The 23,006-nt window shown below is 68.7% G+C and carries 20 protein-coding genes and 2 pseudogenes; 12 read left to right on the top strand and 10 right to left on the bottom strand.

The features are described from left to right. Positions 1-92 precede the first annotated feature (92 nt). Genes dxs through G205_RS10730 form a run of 5 tightly spaced genes read left to right on the top strand, consistent with a single transcriptional unit; the run spans position 93 to position 5,256 of the window. Positions 93-2,066: a 1-deoxy-D-xylulose-5-phosphate synthase gene (dxs, locus tag G205_RS10710; RefSeq protein WP_009357969.1), complete on the top strand. Its 1,974-nt coding sequence runs from the start codon at positions 93-95 to the stop codon at positions 2,064-2,066. Further along, complete coding sequence (locus tag G205_RS10715) at positions 2,063-2,680, top strand: DUF402 domain-containing protein (protein WP_009357970.1); 618 nt, start codon at positions 2,063-2,065, stop codon at positions 2,678-2,680. Before dxs ends, G205_RS10715 begins: the two co-directional genes overlap by 4 nt. Then, the gene (locus G205_RS10720; RefSeq protein ID WP_009357971.1) at positions 2,677-3,237 is read left to right on the top strand and encodes a hypothetical protein; all 561 of its coding nucleotides are present in this window, start codon (positions 2,677-2,679) and stop codon (positions 3,235-3,237) included. Before G205_RS10715 ends, G205_RS10720 begins: the two co-directional genes overlap by 4 nt. An 8-nt stretch (positions 3,238-3,245) precedes the next feature. After that, positions 3,246-4,223, top strand: a complete 978-nt coding sequence (locus G205_RS10725; RefSeq protein ID WP_009357972.1) for an aldo/keto reductase — start codon at positions 3,246-3,248, stop codon at positions 4,221-4,223. Positions 4,224-4,230: 7 nt separating this feature from the next. Then, positions 4,231-5,256, top strand: a complete 1,026-nt coding sequence (locus G205_RS10730) for a nucleoside hydrolase (protein WP_009357973.1) — start codon at positions 4,231-4,233, stop codon at positions 5,254-5,256. A gap of 23 nt (positions 5,257-5,279) precedes the next feature. On the opposite strand, the gene G205_RS10735 is transcribed toward G205_RS10730, so the two are convergent. Continuing rightward, positions 5,280-6,704 carry a mycothione reductase gene (locus G205_RS10735; protein ID WP_009357974.1) on the bottom strand — a complete coding sequence of 475 codons (1,425 nt, stop codon included), beginning with the start codon at positions 6,702-6,704 and terminating at the stop codon, positions 5,280-5,282. 153 nt (positions 6,705-6,857) lie between these two features. On the opposite strand from G205_RS10735, the gene G205_RS10740 reads away from it, so the two are divergent. From G205_RS10740 to G205_RS10750, 4 genes are read left to right on the top strand one after another with little or no spacing between them, the layout of a single operon-like run. Beyond that, complete coding sequence (locus G205_RS10740; protein WP_009357975.1) at positions 6,858-7,727, top strand: hypothetical protein; 870 nt, start codon at positions 6,858-6,860, stop codon at positions 7,725-7,727. A gap of 8 nt (positions 7,728-7,735) precedes the next feature. Next, entirely contained in the window at positions 7,736-8,479 is a 744-nt protein-coding gene (locus G205_RS10745; RefSeq protein ID WP_009357976.1) for an energy-coupling factor transporter transmembrane component T, read from the top strand. A gap of 1 nt (position 8,480) precedes the next feature. Then, positions 8,481-9,122, top strand: coding sequence for an ATP-binding cassette domain-containing protein (locus tag G205_RS23780; protein WP_338058412.1), 642 nt, complete (start codon positions 8,481-8,483; stop codon positions 9,120-9,122). Further along, a complete protein-coding gene (locus G205_RS10750; RefSeq protein ID WP_338058413.1) occupies positions 9,023-10,039 on the top strand; it encodes an ATP-binding cassette domain-containing protein in 1,017 nt (338 codons plus the stop codon). The genes G205_RS23780 and G205_RS10750 overlap by 100 nt, the downstream gene beginning before the upstream one ends. An 8-nt stretch (positions 10,040-10,047) precedes the next feature. Here the strand turns inward: G205_RS10750 and G205_RS10755 are convergent, their stop codons facing one another. The 8 genes and pseudogenes from G205_RS10755 to G205_RS24030 form a co-directional block, all read right to left on the bottom strand. Further along, complete coding sequence (locus G205_RS10755) at positions 10,048-12,201, bottom strand: 3-hydroxyacyl-CoA dehydrogenase NAD-binding domain-containing protein (protein WP_009357977.1); 2,154 nt, start codon at positions 12,199-12,201, stop codon at positions 10,048-10,050. Between the two features lie 78 nt (positions 12,202-12,279). Continuing rightward, positions 12,280-13,614, bottom strand: coding sequence for an HRDC domain-containing protein (locus G205_RS10760; protein WP_009357978.1), 1,335 nt, complete (start codon positions 13,612-13,614; stop codon positions 12,280-12,282). A 69-nt stretch (positions 13,615-13,683) separates the two neighbouring features. Next, positions 13,684-14,334 (bottom strand): DUF3000 domain-containing protein, encoded by a 651-nt coding sequence (locus tag G205_RS10765; protein WP_009357979.1) that lies wholly within the window; start codon positions 14,332-14,334, stop codon positions 13,684-13,686. A 57-nt stretch (positions 14,335-14,391) separates the two neighbouring features. Beyond that, positions 14,392-15,492, bottom strand: coding sequence for a threonine aldolase family protein (locus G205_RS10770; RefSeq protein ID WP_009357980.1), 1,101 nt, complete (start codon positions 15,490-15,492; stop codon positions 14,392-14,394). Positions 15,493-15,523: 31 nt separating this feature from the next. Continuing rightward, positions 15,524-16,227: pseudogene (locus tag G205_RS10775) on the bottom strand (SDR family NAD(P)-dependent oxidoreductase). Between the two features lie 26 nt (positions 16,228-16,253). Continuing rightward, on the bottom strand, positions 16,254-17,621 hold the full coding sequence (locus tag G205_RS10780) for a DUF6421 family protein (RefSeq protein ID WP_009357981.1): 1,368 nt from the start codon (positions 17,619-17,621) through the stop codon (positions 16,254-16,256). A 143-nt stretch (positions 17,622-17,764) separates the two neighbouring features. Further along, positions 17,765-18,313 carry a peptide-methionine (R)-S-oxide reductase MsrB gene (gene msrB / locus G205_RS10785; RefSeq protein WP_009357982.1) on the bottom strand — a complete coding sequence of 183 codons (549 nt, stop codon included), beginning with the start codon at positions 18,311-18,313 and terminating at the stop codon, positions 17,765-17,767. 14 nt (positions 18,314-18,327) lie between these two features. Next, positions 18,328-18,816, bottom strand: a pseudogene (locus G205_RS24030) (hypothetical protein). A gap of 102 nt (positions 18,817-18,918) precedes the next feature. Between G205_RS24030 and G205_RS10795 the strand changes: the two are divergent. Genes G205_RS10795 through G205_RS10805 form a run of 3 tightly spaced genes read left to right on the top strand, consistent with a single transcriptional unit; the run spans position 18,919 to position 22,638 of the window. Continuing rightward, positions 18,919-20,220 (top strand): alpha/beta hydrolase family protein, encoded by a 1,302-nt coding sequence (locus G205_RS10795; RefSeq protein ID WP_009357984.1) that lies wholly within the window; start codon positions 18,919-18,921, stop codon positions 20,218-20,220. Between the two features lie 28 nt (positions 20,221-20,248). Beyond that, a complete protein-coding gene (locus tag G205_RS10800; protein WP_009357985.1) occupies positions 20,249-21,790 on the top strand; it encodes a succinic semialdehyde dehydrogenase in 1,542 nt (513 codons plus the stop codon). A 38-nt stretch (positions 21,791-21,828) separates the two neighbouring features. After that, positions 21,829-22,638 carry an SDR family oxidoreductase gene (locus G205_RS10805; protein WP_009357986.1) on the top strand — a complete coding sequence of 270 codons (810 nt, stop codon included), beginning with the start codon at positions 21,829-21,831 and terminating at the stop codon, positions 22,636-22,638. Positions 22,639-22,732: 94 nt separating this feature from the next. On the opposite strand, the gene G205_RS22765 is transcribed toward G205_RS10805, so the two are convergent. Further along, on the bottom strand, positions 22,733-22,993 hold the full coding sequence (locus tag G205_RS22765; protein ID WP_235046866.1) for a hypothetical protein: 261 nt from the start codon (positions 22,991-22,993) through the stop codon (positions 22,733-22,735). Between the last annotated feature and the right edge of the window lie 13 nt (positions 22,994-23,006).

Consider the following 23,006-nt stretch of genomic DNA (forward strand, 5'->3'; position numbering starts at 1 on the left):
CGGCTGTGCAGGCGCGTCTGGTACTGCGGTCCGGTCCTTCGGACCGAGGCGTTAGAGTTAAACGGCACGTCTACCACCTGAAGGAGGGGTCATTGGGAATCTTGGACACCATCCGGAATCCGCAGGACCTGAACGAGTTGACCGAAGAGCAGCTCAAGCAGCTGGCTTCGGAGATCAGGGAATTCCTGATCACAAACGTTTCCCAGACGGGCGGTCACCTCGGGCCAAACCTTGGCGTGGTGGAGCTGACCCTCGCCGTGCACCGCATCTTCGATTCGCCGCGCGACAGCATTGTCTTTGACACCGGCCACCAGTCCTATGTCCACAAGCTGCTCACCGGCCGGCAGGACTTCAGCACCCTCCGCCAGGAAGGCGGGCTGTCAGGCTACCCGTCCCGCGCCGAGTCCGAGCATGACATCGTGGAAAGCTCCCATGCGTCCTCCTCACTGTCCTGGGCGGACGGAATCTCCCGTGCGCGCCAGTTGACCGGGGAAGGCGACCGGTACGTCGTCGCCGTCGTCGGTGACGGGGCGCTGACTGGAGGAATGGCCTGGGAGGCCATCAACAACATCGCCGCGGACAAGAAGCGCCGCGTGGTCATCGTCGTCAACGACAACGGCCGGTCCTATGCCCCCACCGTGGGCGGTTTCGCCGATTACCTGGCCTCGCTGCGGCCCACCATCGACTCCTTCCGCACGGCGCCCGCGTATGAGGTGGCGCTGGACTGGTGGAAGAAAAAGCTCCAGAACGGCGGCCCCGTGGGCCAGTTCACTTACAAGAGCCTGCATGCCATGAAGAAGGGCATCAAGGACTGGTGGGCTCCGCAGGGCATGTTCGAGGACCTGGGCATGAAGTACATCGGTCCCGTGGACGGCCACAACCTCCAGGCGATGGAGCACGCCCTCGCCACCGCCAGGCACTACAACGGTCCCGTCATCGTGCATGCCATGACCGAGAAGGGGCACGGCTACGCCCCGGCCCGCGCACACGAAGCGGACCAGTTCCATGCCGTGGGCATCATTGATCCGGAAACCGGCGAACCCACCGGAAAAGCCGGTGCCAAGTCCTGGACCTCGGTGTTCGCCGACGAAATCGCTGCCATCGCTGACGAGCGGCAGGACGTGGTGGGCATCACCGGAGCCATGCTGATTCCGGTGGGGCTGCACAAGTTCGCCGCCAAGCACCCGGACCGCGTCATCGACGTCGGCATCGCCGAGCAGCATGCCCTGACCTCCGCGGCGGGCATGGCCTTCGGCGGCCTGCACCCCGTGGTGGCCGTCTATGCCACCTTCCTCAACCGCGCGTTCGACCAGCTGCTCATGGACGTGGCCCTGCATAAGGCCGGTGTCACCATCGTCCTGGACCGCGCCGGCGTCACCGGCCCGGACGGTGCCAGCCACCACGGCATGTGGGACATGGCCATGGTCCAGGTGGTCCCCGGCCTCCATCTCGCTGCTCCCCGCGACGCCACCCGCCTGCGGGAGGAACTCCGCGAGGCCATCGCCATCAGCGACGCGCCGAGTGTCGTCCGGTTCTCCAAGGGATCTGTCGGAGCCGAGGTTGAAACCCTGGAACGGCTGAGCGACGGCGTGGATATCCTGGCCCGCCGCCCGTCAGGGTCCACCGAGAACGACGTGCTGATTGTCAGCGTCGGCGCCATGGCGGAGCTGGCCCTCGACGTCGCCAACAGGCTCGGCGCGCAGGGCATCAGCACCACTGTGGTGGATCCGCGCTGGGCCCTGCCCGTCCGCCGCTCCATCATTGCCCTCGCCTCGCACCACCGGCTGGTGGTCTGCATCGAGGACGGCGTCCGCGCCGGCGGCGTGGGCTCGCGCATCCGCCAGGAAATGCGTGCAGCCGGGGTGGACACCGCGCTCAACGAGGTGGGTCTTCCGGTCGAGTTCCTGGACCACGGCAGCCGCAGCCAGGTCCTGGAACGCGTGGGGCTTACCGCCCAGCAGATTACGCACGACGTCGTCGCGCAGGTTTTGGGAACAAAGGTTCCGTTCGCCCGCCCGCTGCCGGGACAGCAGCACCCCACCACCGGCAGCCTTCCAATCCAGTGAGGGAAGAGGATGCGCTGAAGATTCCGGGCGCTGCGGGGGAGTCCGGACCCGTCCTTCACACCACCACCACGAGGGTGCCCAGGGGCCTCCAGCCGGGCCAGCTCGTGGTGTCCCGCAACCGGAAATGGAACGGCAAGGCCCACTGGGTGGTGCCGGGACGCTACCTTGGCGAGGACCGGCACGGGTGGTGGATCTTCCAGGGGACCAACGAGTTCTGCTCCCGCCCGGGAGCCGCGTTCTACACCCGGTCCGACGCCGTCCTGCTGGTCCCGCGCCAGGGCGACTGGGTTGCCACCTTCTACGACTCCGCCCATCCGAACGGGGTACGCGTCTATGTGGACCTGGCAGTAGGACATGAATGGACGGACATCCGGCCTGCCGTCACCGAGTTCCACGTCATCGACATGGACCTGGACGTCATCCGCACCGCGGACCGCGGCGTCTTCATCGACGACCAGGATGAGTTTGCCGACCACAGCGTGACCATGAACTACCCCGAACGGCTCATCGGAGACATCCAGGCCGCAGCGGACGAACTATACCGGGCCGTCAAGGCACAACAGGCACCCTTTGACGGCACCGACGTCGAATGGTTCACGGAGGGACGCAAATGAGCGGCATTGTCAGGGTCTACAAGCGCGACGACGAGGGAGTCCTCCACTTCCGCGAGGCCTGGTTCGACGAGGAGTACAGCCAGTTCGTGATGAACTTCGGCGTGGTGGGACACCAGAGCAAGACCGAAGAGACGGACGTCGCGGACGCCGCGGCCGCCGATGCGCTGCTGGACGCCTTCGCCGTGCAGTGCGCCGAAGACGGCTACGCCGAAATTCCGGACGAGGAGCAGTTCTGGGTGGTGGCGCAGTTTGCCCTGAAGACCAAGGAAGGCACCGAACGGGACCGGTACTTGGAGGAGAAGGCGAAGGATGCCCTGGTCAGCCACCTCGCGTGGCGCGGCCTCGGCACTGTGGACCGGTCCGAATTCACGGACTTCAAGCTGAACATCTTCTGCCTCTGCCCGGACGCCAACAAGGCCGCCAACGCCATCAAGGTCTGCGCCCGGGGCGAGGACCTGGACTTCACCAAACTCACCATCGCCGCGGCCCCGTTCAAGGAACCGGAGAACTTCAAGGTGAAGCACTCCGCCAAGTCCGCCACCACGTTCAGCCTCTAGGAGTTTCCGTGACCACCTCCCGCCGTGTTGGAAAATCAGGGCTGACGGTCTCCACGGTCGGCCTGGGCTGCAACAACCTCGGCCGCGCCAACACCGCCACCGAATCCCAGGACGCCACCAACGCCGTGGTCTCCGCTGCGCTCGACGCCGGGATCACCCTGTTCGACGTCGCCGACACCTACGGCCGGGAACCGGGGCTCAGCGAAACAATGCTGGGCAAGGCCCTGGGCAGCCGCCGCGCCGACGTGGTGGTGGCCACCAAGTTCGGCATGGACATGAAGGGCGCCAACGGCCCCGACTTCGGCGCGCGCGGCTCACGGCGCTACATCATCCAGGCTGTGGAGGCTTCGCTGCGACGGCTTGGCACGGACTGGATCGACCTCTACCAGTTCCACACCCCGGACCCGCTGACCCCCATCGACGAGACACTGTCCGCCCTCGATGCGCTGGTCACGGCCGGCAAGGTCCGGTACATCGGCCACTCCAACCGCGCCGGCTGGCAGATCGCGCAGGCCGAGTACGTGGCGCGGGAACTGGGCTGCGCCCGCTTTATCTCCACGCAGAACCACTACAACCTCCTGGACCGGCGGGCGGAGCTGGAAGTGACACCGGCTGCCGGGGAGTTCGGCCTGGGTGTCCTGCCGTATTTCCCGCTGGCGAACGGCCTGCTCACCGGCAAGTACTCGCCCGGGCACGCCCCCGAAGGTTCCCGGCTCAGCCACACCCGGACACACATGGTGCACGACGCCGACTGGGAGCAGCTGGGACGGTTCAGCCGCTTCGCCAAGGAACGCGGGCTCACCGAAATCGACGTCGCCTTCTCCTGGCTTGCCGCGCAGCCGTCCGTGGCCAGCGTCATCGCCGGAGCCACCAGGCCGGAGCAGGTCAGGCAGAACGCTGTGGCAGCCGACTGGATCCCCACTGAAGCCGACCTGCAGGAACTGGACTCGATCTTCCCCGCGGCGCCCAAAGTGGCCCTCTTCTAGAGCTGCGATGCCCGCCTACCTCCTGGACGTCGATACCGGCATCGACGACGCCCTGGCCGTCGCCTACCTCGCCGCCCTGCCGGACACGGAGTTCGTCTCGGTAACGGCAACACCCGGCAACGTCGATGCCGACCAGGTGGCGCGCAACACCCTTGCGCTCCTCGAATTGTGCGGCCGGCGCGGCGTGGAAGTAGCCGTCGGTGCGCGCCAGCCGCTGTCCATTCCGCTGCTGACCACGCCGGAAACCCACGGACCGCAGGGCATCGGCCACGCCGTCCTGCCGGAACCGGAAGGGCGGGTGTCGCCGCGCCACGCCGTCGACCTGTGGATCGAACATGCCAAGGCGCGGCCGGGGGAGCTGACGGCCCTGATTACAGCGCCGCTGACCAACTTCGCGCTGGCACTGCGCAAGGAGCCGGACCTGCCGGAGCTCCTGGCCGGCGTGGTGGTCATGGGCGGCTGCTTCTACTACCAGGGCAACACCACGCCCACCGCGGAATGGAATACCCATGTGGACCCGCACGCCGCGAAGGAGGTCTACGCCGCCTACCGCGGGCGGGCCATGGAGAAGCTTCCCGTGGTGTGCTCGCTGGACACGACAGAGCGCATCGAGATGCGGCCGGAGCATGTCCGGCAGCTGGCGGAAGCGGCCGGCGCCGCCGTCCCCGAGCTGGTGCTCCCGGACCAGCCGGAAGGGCAGCGGAGCACCTCGGACAACGGGATCATCAGGCACCTGTCCGATGCGCTGCGGTTCTATTTCGAGTTCCACCGGCGCTACGACCAGGGCTACCTTGCCCACGTCCATGACTTCTTTGCCGCCGGGGTGGCGGCAGGAACGCTGGAGTACACCGCCCGGCCGGCTACGGTGGACGTTGAGGCGGAATCGCCGCTTTTCGCCGGAACAACGGTTGCCGACTTCCGCGGCCTGTGGGGCATCGGACCCAACGCCAGGATTGTCTCCGGCAACAACCCGGAGCAGGCCTTCCGTGAACTGGTCACCGCCGTCGGCGGCCTCGCAGCCCGGCTGGGCTGAGGGTCCGCGGATAAACCTGCCGGCTACAGCGGGGCGTCCTCCGGAACCTCGACATCCAGTGCGAGCAGGGCATTTTCCACCACTTCCATGAGGGCCGGGTGGATCCAGAAGGGGCCGCGGGCCAGCTGATGCACCGGCACCGAGGTGGCCATGGCCTGGACCAGGGGCTGGATGAGCAGCGAGGCCTCATGCCCCAGGATGTGGGCCCCCAGCAGGCGGCCGGTGCCGCGCTCGGCAACAAGCTTGACCACGCCCTCCGCGTCCTCCATGGCCCAGCCATAGGCGGTGGTGCCATATTCCTGGACGGCAGTCACCACCTCCGTTCCCGCGGCCACCCCGGACCGTGCCTCATCCTCGGTCAGCCCCACTGACGCAATTTGCGGAGTGGAGAAGACGGCGGACGGCACGGCGGTGTAGTCCATGGGCCGGAGCCGGTCCGGGTGCTCGAGGTTATGGGCCACGACGCGCGCTTCCCGGTTGGCCACGTGCTTGAGCTGGTAGGGGTTCGCCACGTCGCCCAGGGCATAGACGCCCTCCAGCGGCTGCCCGCCGGAAAGGATCCGGAGGTGGGGGTCAACGGCGAGTGTGCCGTCGTCGTTGAGGTCGAAGCCAGCGGCCGCGGCATCGAGCCCGTCGGTGTTGGGAACCCGGCCGGTGGCCATCAGGACAATCTCCGCTTCCACCCGCAGCCGGCGCCCGCCGCCGTCGGAAAACACCGCTGTGGCCGTCCCGCCGCCGCTGTCCTCGACCGCTTCGAGCGCCCAGCCCAGCTCCAGCTTCCAACGGTCCGCCGCTGCGGCCGTGAAGCGCCGGGCGATCTCGTCGTCATGCCCCCGCAGCAGGCGCCCGGAACGGTTCACCTGGGTGACCTCGGAGCCGAACCCGGAGAACACGGCAGCAAATTCCGCGGCGATGTAGCCGCCGCCAACAACCACCACCCGGGCCGGCAGCCCGTCGATCCGCATCACGGTGTCCGAGGTGTGGACCTGCGGCAGCCCAACACCCGGGACGTCGGGAAGCGCAGCCCGCGAGCCGGCGGCCACCACCACCTGGTCCGCAGTGATCTCAACCCCCGTGGCGGTCTGCAGTGACCGGGGTCCGGTGAACCGGACGTGGTCCTGGTACAGGTCCACGTTGTCCTGTTCCTCTGCCCGGTAGCGCCGGCCGGACTCGGAAATGGCGTCGATCCGCCCGAAAATCCTGTCCCGGATGCCGTTCCAGTGCACTTTGTCCAGGTTCAGGTCAACGCCCAGTCCTGCGGCTTCGACCGGAACGCCGGCCAGCCCCGACGGATAGACGAACATCTTGGTGGGGATGCAGCCCACGTTCAGGCAGGTCCCGCCGAAGACGCCGCCATCGATCAGCGCCACGCGCCTGCCGTCCCAGAACGGGGTGATCAGCGAATTTCCGGAGCCGGAGCCGATGATGGCCAGGTCATAGTGGGGCATACGGGGCAGTCTATGGCACGGCAGCACCGGTAGAATGGTCCGCGGCCCGCCGGTCCATCCATCCGGCGCGGCTGCTGCCGAGGTGACATAGGCGGCGTCCCGCACGGCCCGGCGTTTTCCGGGCCCTGAAGTGCCGCACCGTGAAGGAACCACATGTCATCGCCCTCCCTGACCTTGCCGTCTCCGGCTCCCGCTGCCGTCCGCAGGCGCAGGCTGCTGGAAATCCTCGGCGCCCTGGCCATCGCCGCCACTTACGTCTACCTGGTGCTCAACCAGCCTGCCGACATCACCGGCGGCCCCGGCAGCGCAGCCGCCCTGGTCGCCCTGTCCGGCTTCCTGGCCGGGGCTGTCCTGCTGATCGTCGCCGTCCTGCCTACCCTTCCGGCCTCGACGGTGGTGCTGATCCCGGTGGCACTGGTCCTGAACATCGTGCTTGGCCAGTTCGTGGGCAGCACCCTGGTCCCGTTCTACCTTGACGCGATCGGCACCGTCCTGATCGCGGTCCTGGCGGGACCGGCGGCCGGTGCCGCCACCGGCGCCCTCAGCAGCATCGTCTGGTCCTTCTTCAACCCCACCGTGCTTCCGTTCGCCGCCGGGGCCGCACTGATCGGCTGCCTGGCCGGGCTGGCCGCCCGTTACGGCCTGTTCCGCCGGTTCTACCTCGCGCCCGTGGCCGGCTTCGCCACCGGGATCATCGGCGGCGTGGTGTCCGCCCCGGTTGCGGCCTTCGTGTTCGGCGGCACCTCAGGGGTGGCCACCGGGGCGATCGTCAGCGCCTTCCGTTCGATGGGTGACACGCTCCTGGCCGCCATCACCAAGCAGGCACTCATCTCGGACCTCATGGACAAGGCCATCGTCTTCACCGTGGTGGCTGTCCTGGTCTACGCGCTGCCGCGCCGTGCCAGCCGGCAGTTCCCGTTCGTCCGCCGGCACCGCGTCCTGGCCGGCAAGGCTGCCGCTCCGGAAGCAACGCGGCCCGACGCGACCGACGCGACCGTGCAGGGGCCGGGCCAGGCGTCCTAGGCAAACCCGTGCGGATTCATCCGCTGACCGGACTGGCAGCCGCCGGCAGCGCAGCAGTGATCACGACGGCGGCGGCGAGCCTTCCGCTGTCCGTCGCCGTGTCCGCCGCTGCCCTGGCGCTTTCGGTGGCGGCAGGCACCGCCCGCCGGATGCTGCCCGCTGCCGCCGCCGTGCTGCTGCCCCTGGGGCTGTCCCTGCTGATAGTCCACGGGCTGTCCTTTCCCGAGGGACTGACAGTCCTGGCCCAGTGGGGTCCGGTCCGCGTCACCGCGGAAGGCCTCTCCTTCGCGCTCGAGCGGGCAGCCCAGGTGTCCGCGGTGGTCCTCATCCTGCTGGCCTGTTCCTTCAGCCTCAGCGTCCCGGACCTGGTGGCGGCCCTGTCCGCGCGCGGCATCCGGGGCCGGTTCGGGTTTGTGCTGGCCTCCACCCTCACGCTGCTGCCGGCCATCGCCGCACGCGCCGAGCGGATCAGGCAGGCCCAGGAGTCCCGCGGACTGGTGATCCGGCGCGGCATCCTGCACCGGGCAGCTGCCTTCCGCCTCCAGGCCGTCCCGCTGGTCCTGTCATTGGTGGAGGACGCCGGAACCCGGGCCGCTGCCCTGGAGGCACGCGGCTTCAGCAGCACCGGCCCCCGCACCAGCTACCGCATCGTGCCGGATTCCCCGGGACAACGCTTCCTGCGCCTTGTCCTGGTGCTCGCCGGCGTGGCTGCTGTTGCCGTGCGGCTGTGGCACTACGCAGGGGGCAGCTGACGTGCACCACCTCCTCCGCCCGGTGCTGGCAGCAGGCATCCGCAGCTTCGCCTACCACGATGGCGACGCGCCCGTGCTGTCCGGCGTGGACCTCGCCCTCGCACCGGGAACACTCACCACAGTCCTAGGTGCTTCCGGCAGCGGCAAAACGACGCTTGGCAGGCTTCTCGCCGGCTGGCTGTCCCCGGGCGCGGGTGGCGTGCTGGCAGGTTTCCTGGAACTGGCCGGGACGCGGCTCGAGTTTGACGGCAGCGCCGCGGACCCGCGGATCGATCCGGCACAGTGGGGCCGGCAGGTGGGTTTCGTTCCGCAGGACGCATCCGCCATCCTGTCCACGGTCAAGGCAACGGTGGCTGAGGAACTCGCGTTCGGCCTGGAAAACGCTGGGATGAGCCCTGCGGACATGCGCGCCACGGTGGAACACACCGCGGGCCTGCTGGGGCTCACTGCACTGCTGGAAAGGGATCCTGCCTGGCTCTCCGGCGGCCAGTTGCGGCGCTGGCCATCGGCTGCGCCATCATCGCCCGTCCGCCGGTGCTTGTCATGGACGAGCCGTTTGCCTCGCTCGATGCCGCCGGCGTCCGCGAAGTGGAGGTGCTGGTGCGCCGCCTCACCGGGGACGGAACCGCCGTCGTCATCCTGAGCCAGGCGCTCGACGCTCCGCTGCTGGACGCCGCAACGTGGATTGTGCTGGCGGAAGGGACCGTCGGCGCCAGCGGACCGCCCGCGAACTTCCAGCAGGGCGGTGCCCTGCCGGCGGGCATCCTCCGGCCGCACGGGCTCCGGCCGCACCAACTCCCGCACCCGGAGACCGCGGTGCCCCGCCGCAGCGGCAGCACGGCCCCCGCCCTGGAACTTCGGAACGTGACCTTCGGCTACCGGCAGGATGGACAGCGGCGCAGGCGGGGCGTCATGCGCCGGGCAGGACAGGCCTCCGCCGCGGGCGGCCTGCCGTGCCCGGTACTGCAGGGGGTCGACCTGGCTGTCCACCCGGGTGAGGTGGTGGCGGTTACGGGCCCCAACGGTGCGGGCAAGTCGACCCTCCTGCGGCACTTCAACGGCCTCCTCAGGCCGGCAAACGGGTCGGTCCTGGTCCAGGGCACCGATATTGCAGAACAGCCCGTGGGCAGCACGGTGGCATCCGTGGGAATGCTCTTCCAGCATCCGCGGGACCAGCTGTTCGAGCGGACCGCCCTGCGCGAAGTCGGCTTCGGCCTGGACCGGCAGGTCGGCAGGGCGGCAGCCATGGACCGCGCGACGGCGGCGCTGGCCGCCGTCGGACTGGAGGGCGAGGCGCAGGCGCATCCCTCGGAGCTGCCCGCATCCCGCCAGCGGCTGCTGGCCCTGGCCACGGTCCTCGCCCGCACGCCGGCCGTCCTGGCCCTTGACGAACCCACGGTGGCGCTCGACGGCAGGAGCCTGGCCGTCCTCGACGCCGCGGTCCGGTCCGCGGCCGAGGAGGGCGCCGCCGTCGTACTCGTCACCCATGACCTCGCCTACGCCCGGCAGGTGGCGCATCGCGTCCTGGTGCTCGACGGCGGCCGGCTGGCGGAGGCCTGACGTGCTGGCTAGGCCGGTACGGAGGGGCCTGAGGCCACGCCTGGCGGCAGGAAGCGCCGGCCGTTGACCCGCTCGGACGCCCCCACCCGGTCCAGGTAGGGGGTGATGCCGCCGAGGAACATCGGCCAGCCGGCACCCAGGATCATGCAGAGGTCGATGTCTTCGGGGCCCGCCACCACGCCCTCGTCGAGCATCAGGCCGATCTCCTCGGCAAGGGCGTCCTGGGTCCGCCGCAGCACCTCTGTGCTTGAGGACGGAGTGGTGCCGAAGGACATCAGTGCCATGGTGGACGCGGGAATAGCGCGGGTTCCGTCCGGCGCCGTTTCCCAGAGGCCCTTGATGCCGTTGTCGATGAGTTTCTGCAGGTTGGCGGAGACCGGGAAGCGGCTGCCGAAAGCGGTGTTCAGGGACTCCTGGACGTGCTGTGCCACCGGCAGCCCCACCATCGCGAGCAGCGTGAAGGGGGTCATTGGCAGGCCCATCGGGCGCAGGGCGTTGTCAGCCACCTCCGCAGGCGTGCCTTCATCGAACGCTGCGGTCACTTCGCCCATCAGCCGGAGCAGGATCCGGTTGACCACGAAGGCGGCAGCATCCTTGACCAGCACACCCGTCTTCTTGAGGGTCCTGGCCAGTTCGAATGCCGTGGCGAGGACCTCGTCACCGGTACGCGGGGCGCGGACGATCTCCAGCAGCGGCATCACTGCCACCGGGTTGAAGAAGTGGAAGCCCACCAGGCGTTCCGGGTGCTGCAGGTCCTCGGCCATGGCGGTGACCGACAGCGAGGACGTGTTGGTGGCCAGGATGCAGTCGGGCCGGACGATGCCCTCCAGCTCGGCGAACACCTGCTTCTTGACGCCGAGTTCCTCGAAGACAGCCTCGATCACGAAGTCGGCATCGGCGAAGGCTTCCTTGGCCACGGAGCCGGTGACCAGCGCCTTGGTCCGTGCGGCGGCATCGGGGCTGATCCGCTCCTTGGCCAGCAGCTTGTCCACCTCGGCGTGGACATAGCCCACACCCTTGTCCACCCGGGTCTGGTCGATGTCCGTCATGACCACGGGAACCTTGAGCTGGCGGGCGAAGAGCAGTGCCAGCTGGCTGGCCATCAGCCCGGCACCCACCACACCCACCTTGGCGACCGGCCGGGCGAGGCTGCGGTCGGGGGCGCCCGCCGGCCGCTTGGAGCGCTTCTGGACGAGGTCCAGGAAGGCGTAGACCGTCGCGCGGAACTCGTCCGTCTGCATCAGCTCCGCCAGGGTTTCGCATTCCAGCGAAGCCGATTCCGCCTGGTCCAGGGTGCGGTTGGCTTCCATGAGGTCCAGCACCTTGCCCGGGGCCGGAGCCGCATCGGACGTCTTTGCGGTGACGAACTTCCGGCCTGCCGCCACCGCCCCAGCCCACCGGGCCGCGGTGTCCGGCGCGGACGGGTCGACGGCGTTGGCACGTTCCGGAACAACGTCCCCAGTGATGACTCCGGCAGCCCACGCCAGGGACTGCTCCAGGAAGTTGTCCGGGCCAAAGAGGGCGTCTGCCATGCCATGTTCGAAGGCCTGGGTTCCGGTCAGCGTCCGGTTGTTGCTGAGCGGGTTTTCGATCATGACCTGGACTGCACGTTCCGGGCCGATCAGGCGGGGGAGGAGGTAGACGCCGCCCCAGCCCGGCACCAGCCCGAGGAATGCTTCCGGCAGGGCCAGCGCCCCCGCGCCCGTCGAGACCGTCCGGTACGTGGACTGCAGGGCGACCTCGAGGCCGCCGCCCAGGGCCGGGCCGTTGACGAACGCGAAACTGGGAACCCCCAGGTTGGCAAGGGTCCGGAACACCTCGTGGCCAAGCTGTGCCATCCACAGTCCGTGTTCGCGCTTCGCCAGGGACTTGACCGCCGAAAGGTCCGCGCCGGCAACGAAGTAGGAGGGCTTGCCCGTGATGCCGACGCCGGCGATCTCACCGTTCGCCGCCCGTGTCCGCAGCTCTTCGAGCACGGTGCCGAGTTCCACCAGGGTGTTCGGCCCCAGGGTTGTGGGCTTGGAGGAGTCCAGGCCGTTGTCCAGGGTGATGAGGGCGAATGTGCCGGCTCCGCCGGGCAGGTCGACGTCCCTGACATTGGAGTGCGTGACGGTCTCGTCGGGGAACAGGCTGGCGAAATCGGTAAAGTCTGCGGCGCTCATGACGGGGCTCCTTAGGACGGGGATGTATCCCAGATGTTACTCACCGGTAACTTTGCCCGCAAGGCCACCGCCGGGCCCTCATTCCCCAGCTGCTGCCACGGCGGCCTTGGGTTCCTTGGGCGGCAGCGGCTGCGGATTGAGGAACGCGCCGGCAATTAGCGGTGCGGCGAGTTCCACCTGCCAGTCCCGCGCACCCAGGGCCCGCAGCTCGGCAGCGACCGATGCCTCGCTGATGTGGGCGGGAGGCCGCCACGCCACGCGCCGCAGGAAATCAGGGGTGAGGAGGTTCTCCAGTGGCAGGTTCAGCTCTTCGGCCTTCTCCTGCAGCAAGGGCCGGGCCGTGGCCAGCCGCGCAGCGGCTTCCGGGTCGCGGTCCGCCCAGACGCGGGGCGGGGGCGGGGCGTTGGTCGCCAGGTGCAGCGGCGGCAGTTCCTCAAGGTCCCGGGCGGCGGCAATGCAGCGCAGCCAGCGCGGAGCCTCCCGCTGCGCCGCCCTGCCATGGAAGCCCTTGGTGCCCAGCAGCTGCGGGACGGTGGCGGGCATGGCCTTCGCGGCCGCCACCAGGGCGGAGTCGGGGATCAGTCGTCCCGGTGCCACGTCCCGTTTCTGTGCCAGCGAGTCGCGTTCCAGCCACAGCTCCCGGACGGCGGCGAGCTGGCGGCGGTCCCGGATCTGGTGCAGGCCGGAGGTCTTCCGCCAGGGATCGACCCGCGGCGGCGCCACGCCGGCGGCGAGGATGGCTGCAAACTCCTGCTCGGCGTAACCGAGCTTCCCGTCGGCTTCCAGGAGTTCCACCAGCTCCTCGCGCAGCTCGCTGAGGACCTCGACGTCCAGGGCGGCATAGCGGAGCCAGGGCTCGGGCAGGGGCCTGGTGGACCAGTCCGCCGCCGAATGCTCCTTGGCGAGGCTGAATCCCAGGAGCTGCTCGATGACTGCGGCCAGGCCAACCCGGGGCAGGCCTGCCAGGCGCGCGGCGAGTTCGGTGTCGAAGAGCTTGTCCGGCCACATGCCCAGCTCCAGCAGGCACGGCAGGTCCTGGGTGGCGGCGTGCAGGATCCATTCGACGCCGCGGAGGGCGTCGTTGATGATGCTGAGGTCCTCGAAGGGTTCGGGATCGATCAGCCAGGTTCCGGCGCCTTCGCGGCGGATCTGGACCAGGAACGCCCGCTGCCCGTAACGGAAACCGGAAGCGCGTTCGGCGTCGACCCCCGCCGGACCGGTGCCGGCGGCAATGGCGGCGGCGCACCGCTCCAGCCCCGCCTGGGTTTCGATGACCAGCGGCACGCCCTCCCGGGGCGCTGCCAGTTCAATGATTTCGGGGATGGGGCTGTCGAAGCCTTCCACCGTGATGTGGGGTGCGGTATCAGCAGCCGGGACGCCGGCCGTGGTGTTTTCCGAAATGTTAGGGGTCATGATGCCCTTAGTTTACCGGGCAGTCCCGGAAAGGCGGCCTGCCTGCGCGCCGGCACCGGTACCCGTGCACTAGTTCCGGCGCCGGTGCGGCAGGGGCGTCACGCCGTCAGGCAGCGGAGGCAGGCCGGCGAACGTGCAGACCATGTCCGACCACGCTTCCAGGTGGGCAGTGACGTCCGGGGACGCCGGGGTCCACGACGCCCGGAGCTCGATGTCGATGGACCCCGGCCGTTCAGCCAGGGTGCCGAAGCTCTCGGAAAGGACCCGCGTGGCCGTGCCGCCCGCCGCCCGGTACGGCGCCTTGTGGTTCTCCAGCGCCTCCACCAGCCAGGTCCAGGCCACTGTTCCGAGCATTTCGTCGTTGCCCATCTCCGGCTCCAACTCGGCCCTGATGTAGGTCACGATCCGGAATTCGCCGTCCCAGACGTCCGAGCCCTCGGGGTCGTGCAGCAGGATGAACCGTCCGGTTGCCAGTTCCGTTTCGGAGTCGTCACCGGATCCCTGGGCGGCGGCCAGGGCCATGGCGGCGGGTCCGTGGAGGGGAGTGGAAGGAGTGGCGGCACCGGGCGCCATGACTTCCGCTCCCAGCGCGACGGCGAAGGGTGCCAGGCGCGCGGGCGCAGGGATTTCCGCGAGGCGGAGTTCCTTGCGGCACCGGGCTTTCCTGAGGGTTCCCAAGGCGTGGAGGAAATCCGGGGGAACCTGGTCAAGTGCGTTCACCTTGGCAGATTACGCAACAGGCCGCGGCAGGGCGGGAAGGCTCGCCGTCACCGGCGGCTAGGTGCCCTGCCCGCTCCGGTAACCGCGGAGTTCGTGGCGGATTGCGGCGGCGAAGGCATCAACATCCTCCTCGGTGGTGTCGAAGGAGCACATCCAGCGGACTTCCCCGGCGGCCTCGTTCCAGTCGTAGAACCGGAAGGACGTGCGCAGCCTGTCCGCCACGCCTGGCGGGAGGATGGCAAAGACACCGTTGGATTCGGTTTTCTGCGTGGGCCGGACACCGTCGATGGTGTCGACGGCGGCGCGCAGGCGGGCAGCCATGGCGTTGGCGTGCGCGGCGGACCGCAGCCAGAGGCCGCCGTCGAGGAGGGCGATGAACTGGGCGGACAGGAAGCGCATCTTGGAGGCCAGCTGCATGTTCATCTTGCGGAGGTAGACCAGCCCGTGCGCGGCCTCCGGGTTGAGCGCCACCACCACCTCGCCGAACAGCAGGCCGTTCTTGGTGCCCCCGAAGGAGAGGATGTCCACCCCGGCGTCGCGGGTGAAATCCCGCAGCGGGACCTGCAGGTGGGCGGCGGCGTTGGCCAGCCGGGCGCCGTCCATGTGCAGCTTCATGCCCCGGGCATGGACGTGGTCCGCAATGGCGCGGACTTCCTGCGGGGTATAGCAGGTGCCAAGCTCGGTGGTCTGGGTGATGGAGACGGCCAGTGGCTGGGCACGGTGTTCGTCGCCCCAGCCCCAGGCCTCGCGGTCGATCAGTTCGGGCGTCAGCTTGCCGTTGGGGGTGGGAACCTGCAGCAGCTTGATGCCGCCGATCCGCTCGGGGGCGCCGTTCTCATCCATGTTGATGTGCGCGGTGGAGGCGCACACCACGGCACCCCAGCGGGGCAGCAGCGACTGCAGGGCAAGGACGTTGGCGCCGGTCCCGTTGAAGACGGGAAAGCATTCGATGCCGGGGCCGAAATGCTCCGCCATCAGTTCCTGCAGCCGTGCCGTGTAGTCATCCTCCCCGTAGGAGACCTGGTGTCCGCCGTTCGCGGCGGCAAGGGCCGCGAGGATCTCGGGATGGACGCCGGAGTAGTTGTCCGAGGCAAAGCCGCGCACGCCGGGATCGTGCAGCCGAGCCGCGTGCCCGGTTTCTGCCGTTGTTGTTGTCATGCTTTTGCTCACGCTTTCAGTCTAGGTACAGTCACTGCGGCGGCTGGCCGGCCAGCCGGAGTCGCGCGCCGTTCAGTTCGTCCGCGGGCGCCTTGAAGAGCCGGACGACGGCGGCTGCCAGCTCCTCCACGTCCGTGGCCCCGGGGAAGGATCGTTCCGGGTTCCTGCGCCGCAGGCCTTCGTCCACCAGGGCCTTCACCACCAGCACGACGGCGGCAGCTGCCCGCCGTCCGCCTTGCGGAAGCCGTCTGCCATCGCCATGGTCCAGGCTTCAGCGGCCGCCTTGGCGGCGACATAGCTGGCCACCCCTGCCGCAGGCTGGTCGAGGGCCGTGGAGGAGACCATGGCGAACCTGCCGTTGGCCGAGGCGGCGATGTCATCGAAGAACACACGGGAGACATTGCGCAGCGTGGTGACCGCGCCCTGGTGCAGGAAGTCCCAGTCTTCGTCGGACTGGTCCGGGATGCCGGTGGCGCCGCGCCAGCCGCCCACCAGGTGGATCACCGCGTCCACCGGCCCGGCGGCTGCGGAAACATCCTCCCGCAGTCGCCGGACGTCGTCGAGCCTGGCAAGGTCGCACACCAGGGGCGTGACGCCGTCGCCCGCCTGCTGTGCCGCTGCCTCGATCCGCTGCCGGTCCGAGCCGACCGTGAAGACCCGGCAACCTGCATGGTTAAGCGCACGGGCCACCGCCACGCCGGAGGCGCCGCTGCCGCCCGTGACCAGGACGTTCAGTGGGGATTCTTCGGCCCGGGGGCTGCTCACAGTGCGGAGCTGCCGGTGATGCCGGCCGTGGACTCGATGACGGGGCGCATTTTCTTCTCCAATGCCTCGTAGAACATGGACAGCGGGAATTCGTCGTCCAGCACCTGGTCGGTGAGGCCGCGCGGCGGACCGGACAGGGGCAGTGCGTCCGGTCCCTTGGCCCAGACCGATGCCGGATTCGGGGTGACCGTTGCGGAGATCAGCTCGTAGGCCGCCAGCCAGTGGGCGGTCTTGGGCCGGTCGATCGAGCGCCAGTACAGCTCATCAATGGCGGTGCCGAGGGCGATGACGGCGTCGGCGACTTCATCCCAGTCGATGGTGAGCCGCGTGTCGGTCCAGTGGAGGACATGGTGCTGGTGCAGCCAGGCGAAGAGGAGCTGTCCGCCGAGGCCGTCGTAGTTGCGGACCCGGCTGCCGGTGATCGCGAAGCGGAAGATGCGGTCGAAGATGATGGCGTACTGCACCAGCTTCGCGTGCCGGCGTGCCTCAGGATCCGCGTCCTCGTCCTGCTCGATCCGCACGGACTCGCGGAAGGCAGTCAGGTCGCAGCGGAGCTCTTCCAGGGAGTACAGGAAGAACGGCATGCGCTGCTTGATCATGAACGGGTCGAAGGGCAGGTCGCCGCGCATGTGGGTGCGGTCGTGGATCAGGTCCCACATCACGAAGGTGGCTTCCGTGAGGTCCTGGTCGGCGAGCATGTCCGCGGCGCCTTCCGGCAGGTCCAGGCAGGTGATTCCGGCGGCCGCCTTCAGGACGCGGCGGAAGCGGGCTGCTTCCCGGTCGGCGAAGATCGCGCCCCAGGTGAAGGTGGGGGTTTCGCTGACTGCGACGGTTTCCGGGAAGAGGACGGCGGAATTGGTGTCGTAGCCGGTGGTGAAGTCCAGGAAGCGGATGGGGACGAACAGCTTGTTGGAGTAGTCCCCGCCTTCCAAACCGGCGATGAATTCAGGCCAGATCACCTCGATGAGGACTGCTTCCACCAGGCGGCTGCTGCTGCCGTTCTGCGTGTACATGGGGAAGATGACCAGGTGCTGCAGGCCGTCCCGGCGCTGTTGCTGCGGCTGGAAGGCGAGCAGGGAGGACAGAAAATCGGGCACTCCGAACCCTCCTGCCTGCCACGCTGCGAAGTCGCTGCAGGCGGCGTCGAGGTATGCGGCGTCGTGCGGGAACGCGGGGGCCAGGGCGCGGACGGCGTCGATGATCGCGTCCACGGAAGCGGAAGCCGCGGCGTGCGCAGCCGTGTCCGGGATTGAACCGTCCTGGGCCTGCAGCGGCTGGAGGGCTGCGGCCGCGGCCTTGAGCCGGAGCCAGTCAGGGTTGGTGGCGGAGATCCCCGTCAGGGCGGTGGTCAGGACTTCAGTCATCGTCGGCTGCCTTTCTGGTTGCTTGCTGTCTACGGGGAGCGTAGCAAGCAATCAGAAGAACTAATCTCAAAAGCGGCCCAGACCAAGAAACACTGTTGCTCGGGGCCGAATCGAAGGGCCTGAGCCCTGCCGGTGCTGGGGGATCAGGCCTCGGGGCTTCCGCCGCTGACCTGCGGTTCTTCCCGCGGAACCAGCTTCAGGGACACCGAGTTGATGCAGTAGCGCTGGTCTGTGGGGGTGCCATAGCCCTCACCCTCGAAGACGTGGCCAAGGTGGGAGTCGCAGGTTCCGCAGCGGACTTCCACGCGGTCCATGCCGAGGGTGCGGTCGTGGATGTAGCGGACCTTCCCCTCAGCCAGCGGAGCCCAGAAGGACGGCCATCCGCAGTGCGAGTCGAACTTCTCGTTGCTGGTGAACAGTTCCGCCCCGCAGGCGCGGCACTGGTAGACGCCCGCGGTGTGGGTGTCCCAGTACTCTCCCGTGAAGGGACGCTCGGTGCCGGCCTGCCGCAGGACGTAGAACTCCTCCGGAGTCAGTTCCTGCCGCCATTCGGCGTCGCTTTTCCGGACGGTACCGGCCCTGTCGCTGGCTTCCGTGGCGGACTCCTCCCGGGCGGTGTCCTGTCCTGCCGCAGGATCCGCGACGGCGTGGGTGGCCCGGTTGCGGAAGATGCTGTTCTCGAAGATGTTCATACGGTTGCCAACGCTCAGGAGTCGCCGATAAATCCCGAACCCGCATACAGGTGCAGCACGGGCACGCCCAGCCGGTCCTGCGCCTTGTTGGCCCAGTCCGTATGGAAGGTGTCTGCCACCGCATGGGGCCGGGTGATCACCACTGCCTGGGACGCGCCGGTCTCGCGGACCTTGGCCACCAGGCCGTCAACAGCTCCGCCCTCAACAACCTCACCCGAAACGCCACTGCCCAGTCCTTCCAGCGCAGCGACCGAAACCGCCAGCGTCTCCGCCGCATGGGCCGCTCGGTACCCGGATCAGGTGCGCCCGCCGTCAGTTCCGGAAGGCCTTGGCAATATCCAGCAGGGAAAGGTTCTCGAGGAAATCCACCAGCAGGTGCCGTTCGGTGTTGGCCGGTACCAGGACAAGGAGCGTGTCTCTGCCCCGTCCACGAGCCGTTCGATGTTCACGCGGTCGTCCGCGCCCAGGGGTTCTTCGGTCAGGATGACGATGGGTTCGCTCATGGCCTTAGCCTAGCCCTGTGCCGGGGGAGCCGCACCCGGCCGGCGGGCGCGTCCGCGGTCCCGGAATGCGGGCTACCGTCCGCGGGCGGTAAGAATAGTGGCATGGCTCTTTTCCAGCGCACCGGCCCGGCCCCCGTACAGTCCGCCAGCGAAACCGGGGGCATGTCACTGCGGACCAAGTGGGCCATCGGCGGCGCGATCGGCGGCGGTGCCCTGGCCGGACTCCTTGCCACCGGCTCCTCGGCCCTGGCGGTCTACTTCGCCCGGCGGGTCATCACCCCCTCCCGGCAGCGGACCGCGGACCAGGAGGTGCTGGCTGTGATCAGGGACGGCCAGAAACAGCAGGTGATCCTTGCCGCCACCGACGACACCACCGTGGACGGTGTGTACGGGTTCTTCTTCGACGGCGGCCAGGGGCACGCGCGGATCGGCCGGATCGTGTCCTATTCCCCATCGGAACGGACGGTGCTGCGCGAGGTGGAAGCCGTGTACGCCGGCGACCTCTCCACCGCACGCTGGGGCTGGTGGAGCGGGGCCGTCCACCCGGACCCGGCCGCCGTCGGGCTTCCCGCGGAGGACGTGCTGATCCCGGTGGACCGCGGCGAGGCACCGGCGTGGCTGGTGCGTGCGGGCGGCAATGCCCGGACGTGGGCGGTGATGGTGCACGGCCGGGGCGCCAGCCGGCAGGAGGCGCTGCGTGCCGTGGGGCCGGCGCTGGAACTTGGCCTGACCAGCCTGCTGGTCTCGTACCGCAACGACGGGCTCGCACCCTCGGCCGGTGACGGGCGGTATGGCCTGGGCTCCACCGAATGGCGGGACATTGAGGCCGCAATCGAGTACGCACTGGCCAACGGCGCCGAGGAGATCGTGCTGTTCGGCTGGTCGATGGGAGGCGCCATCTGCCTGCAGACCGCCGACCTGTCCCGGTACCGGCACCTGGTCCGTGCCATGGTGCTCGATGCCCCGGTGATCGACTGGGTCAACGTCCTGGCGCACCACGCCCAGATCAACCGGATTCCGTCCCTGGTGGGCCGGTACGGGCAGCTGATGCTCGGGCATCCGCTCGGGCGCAGGCTGACCGGGCTCGCCGCGCCCGTGGACCTGAAGGAGATGGACTGGGTGGTCCGTGCCGTGGAACTGCGGACGCCCACGCTGATCATCCACAGCGTTGACGACGAATATGTGCCCTACAAGCCGTCCACGCTGCTGGCCGAACGGAACCCGGAGATGGTCACCTTCGAGCCGTTCCAGCAGGCCCGCCACACGAAGGAGTGGAACGTGGACCCGGAGCGCTGGGAGCGGCTCGTGAAAGCCTGGTTGCGGCAGCAGCTCGCGCCGCGGCTCAATCCCGGGTCCGCTGCCGCGCCGCGCTCGCCGGCCCGGCAAGCGCCGGCGGGGGAATGACGTGGTGGAACGACGGTCCGCCACTGTGATGGACCGCGGCCGCGGACTGGCAGCGGGACTTGAGGGACTGGTGGTGGCAGCACCGGGCGGGCCAAAGCAGGCTTCCTACGCCCCTTTCGACGGCTCCCTGGTGGGCGAGGTTCCCGTCTGCAGCGCTTCCGACGTGCGTGCCGCCGTCGACACCGCGCGTGCGGCGCAACGGCACTGGACATCCATATCCGTGGCCGAACGGCGGGCGGTCATCCGGCGTTTCCGACGGCTGCTGCTGGATCGGGAACAGGACGTCCTGGACCTGGTGCAGGCCGAGAGCGGCAAGGCACGGCTGAGCGCGTTCGAAGAGTTCGCTGACGTGGTCCTGACAGCGGACTACTACGAGCGGACCGCTGAACGGCACCTGCGGCCGCGCCGCCGGAAGGGTGCGGCCCCGGTCCTGACGCGCACCACCGAGTACCGCGTTCCCAAAGGCGTGGTGGGGGTCATCAGTCCCTGGAACTACCCCCTGACCCTCGCTGTCTCCGACGCCCTTCCGGCCCTGCTGGCCGGGAACGGCATCGTCCTGAAGCCGGATGCGCAGACGCCTTTCACGGCCCTGCTGATGCTCAGGCTGCTCCGGGAGGCAGGCCTTCCCGCCGACCTGTTCCAGGTTGTCACGGGGCCTGGCCCGGACATCGGCCCCGTCCTGATCGACCAGGTGGACTTCCTGATGTTCACCGGATCCTCGAAGACCGGCAAGACCGTGGCACGGCAGTGCGGTGAGCGGCTGATCGGCTTTTCCGCCGAACTCGGCGGAAAGAACCCAATGCTGGTGCTCGCTGATGCCGATGTTGGCAAGGCCGCCGCCGGCGCCGTTCACGCCTGCTTTTCCAACTCCGGGCAACTCTGCGTCAGCATTGAGCGGATTTACGTGCACACCGACGTGTACCAGCCGTTCCTGGCAGCGTTCACCGCCGGGGTGAGGGGCATCCGCGTGGGCCCCGGACCGGACTGGGACATCGGCATGGGCTCGCTCATCAGTGCCGCCCAGGTGGAACGGGTGGACCGGCATGTCCAGGATGCCCTGGCAAAAGGCGCGCAGCTGCTCGCGGGCGGACGCCGCAGGCCGGACCTGGGACCGTTGTTCTACGAACCCACCGTCCTGGCCGGGGTCACGCAGGACATGCTCCTGGCCCGGGAGGAGACGTTCGGTCCGGTGGTTGCCGTCTACCGGGCGGTGGACGATGACGAAGCCGTGGCCCTGGCGAACGACTCCGACTTCGGCCTGAACGCCAGCGTCTGGTCCGCCCGGCGGGGGGAGGTGGTGGGCCGGCGGCTCCTCACGGGCACAGTCAATGTCAATGAAGGCTATGCCGCCACCTGGGCGTCCCACGACGCCCCGATCGGCGGGATGAAGGACTCCGGCGCCGGACGCCGCCATGGCAGGGAGGGCATCCTGAAATACACCGAGCCGCAGACCGTCGCCGTGCAGCACCTGCTGAGGGTGGCGCCCACACCCGGCATGTCCAACAGGACCTACGCCCACATCATGAAAGGGGCCATCACCCTGATGGGCAGATTGCCCCGCACCCGGTAAGGACCATTGCCTGCCGCCCACCTACCAGGAGAACTGACATGGCCAGAGGAACCCGCCTTTCCGGTGCAACACTGCTCATCACGGGAGGGGGCAGCGGGCTGGGCCGCCGTGTGGCGCTTGGCGCCGCAGGGCGCGGAAGCCGGGTAGTCATCTGGGACGTGGACGCCGCCCGGGGTTCCGGGGTGCGCGACGAAATCCTGGCTGCCGGCGGGCAGGCCGAAGCGCACGCCGTCGACGTCACAGACCGGGAGTCGGTCCGGTCCGCGGCTGCTGCTGCAGGGCAGGTGGATATCCTGGTCAACAACGCCGGCGTGGTGAGTGGCCGGAAACTCCTTGAGGCCACGGACGAGGACATCGAACGCACCATGAAGGTCAACGTCATGGCCCTCTACTGGGTTACCCGGGCCTTCCTGGGCGGAATGGCACATCGCCGGCGGGGCACCGTAGTCACGGTAGCCAGCGCTGCGGGCCTGGTGGGCGTCGCCCGGCAGACGGATTACTCCGCCAGCAAGTTCGCCGCCTTCGGTTTCAACGAGTCACTGCGCGCCGAGCTCCGCACGGCGCATCCGGGCGTCAATACGCTGGTGGTCTGCCCCTACTACATCGATACCGGCATGTTCCACGGCGTCCGAACCAGGTGGCCGCTGCTCCTTCCCATCCTCCAGGAAGAGCAGGTGGCTGCCCGGATCCTCGACGCCATCGAGACCGGCCGCCGCAAGGTGGTCCTGCCGCCCATAGTGAACCTGCTTCCGGTCCTGCGGATCCTTCCCGTCAGCACCTTTGACCGGCTCATGGACGTGCTGGGAGTCAACCGGACCATGGACCACTTCACCGGCCGCCCGCGCTAGGTTCCGCTTACCAGCGCCGCGTGCTTCATTCGCCTTTATCCGAAGGGGACCCTTGGCCCTACCGTGGCGCCCGTGATCTTTCTACCGTTGCTGTTCAAGGGGGAACCGCCGGCGAAGAAATGGAGCCCCAAACATGCGCATCACAAGACGTCAATTGCTTCAGGCCGGTGCGGTGGCCGGCGCGGGCCTGCTCGTGTCGCCCCGCCACGTTGCCGTCGGGGCGCCCCCGGCGGCGCCGGTAACCCTGTTTACCGAGCAGCTGCCCGCGCTCGCCGAACTTGGCGTCCTCGATATGCAGGGCGGCGGCAGTACGTCCCTGTCCATGATCAACGCCAGCCACTTTTTCCATCAGCAAATGGGCAGGACGC

Source organism: Arthrobacter nitrophenolicus, from assembly GCF_000332815.1.
GTDB lineage: Bacteria > Actinomycetota > Actinomycetes > Actinomycetales > Micrococcaceae > Arthrobacter > Arthrobacter nitrophenolicus.

What these genes read in the sequence shown, in the direction of transcription:
- G205_RS10720 (WP_009357971.1), top strand. Translation starts at nt 2,677, where the DNA reads ATGAGCGGCATTGTCAGGGTCTACAAGCGCGACGACGAGGGAGTCCTC.
- G205_RS10730 (WP_009357973.1), top strand. Translation starts at nt 4,231, where the DNA reads ATGCCCGCCTACCTCCTGGACGTCGATACCGGCATCGACGACGCCCTG.
- G205_RS10735 (WP_009357974.1), bottom strand. Translation starts at nt 6,704, where the DNA reads ATGCCCCACTATGACCTGGCCATCATCGGCTCCGGCTCCGGAAATTCG.
- G205_RS10740 (WP_009357975.1), top strand. Translation starts at nt 6,858, where the DNA reads ATGTCATCGCCCTCCCTGACCTTGCCGTCTCCGGCTCCCGCTGCCGTC.
- G205_RS10750 (WP_338058413.1), top strand. Translation starts at nt 9,023, where the DNA reads ATGGACGAGCCGTTTGCCTCGCTCGATGCCGCCGGCGTCCGCGAAGTG.
- G205_RS10755 (WP_009357977.1), bottom strand. Translation starts at nt 12,201, where the DNA reads ATGAGCGCCGCAGACTTTACCGATTTCGCCAGCCTGTTCCCCGACGAG.
- G205_RS10760 (WP_009357978.1), bottom strand. Translation starts at nt 13,614, where the DNA reads ATGACCCCTAACATTTCGGAAAACACCACGGCCGGCGTCCCGGCTGCT.
- G205_RS10770 (WP_009357980.1), bottom strand. Translation starts at nt 15,492, where the DNA reads ATGACAACAACAACGGCAGAAACCGGGCACGCGGCTCGGCTGCACGAT.
- G205_RS10780 (WP_009357981.1), bottom strand. Translation starts at nt 17,621, where the DNA reads ATGACTGAAGTCCTGACCACCGCCCTGACGGGGATCTCCGCCACCAAC.
- msrB (WP_009357982.1), bottom strand. Translation starts at nt 18,313, where the DNA reads ATGAACATCTTCGAGAACAGCATCTTCCGCAACCGGGCCACCCACGCC.
- G205_RS10795 (WP_009357984.1), top strand. Translation starts at nt 18,919, where the DNA reads ATGGCTCTTTTCCAGCGCACCGGCCCGGCCCCCGTACAGTCCGCCAGC.
- G205_RS10800 (WP_009357985.1), top strand. Translation starts at nt 20,249, where the DNA reads ATGGACCGCGGCCGCGGACTGGCAGCGGGACTTGAGGGACTGGTGGTG.
- G205_RS10805 (WP_009357986.1), top strand. Translation starts at nt 21,829, where the DNA reads ATGGCCAGAGGAACCCGCCTTTCCGGTGCAACACTGCTCATCACGGGA.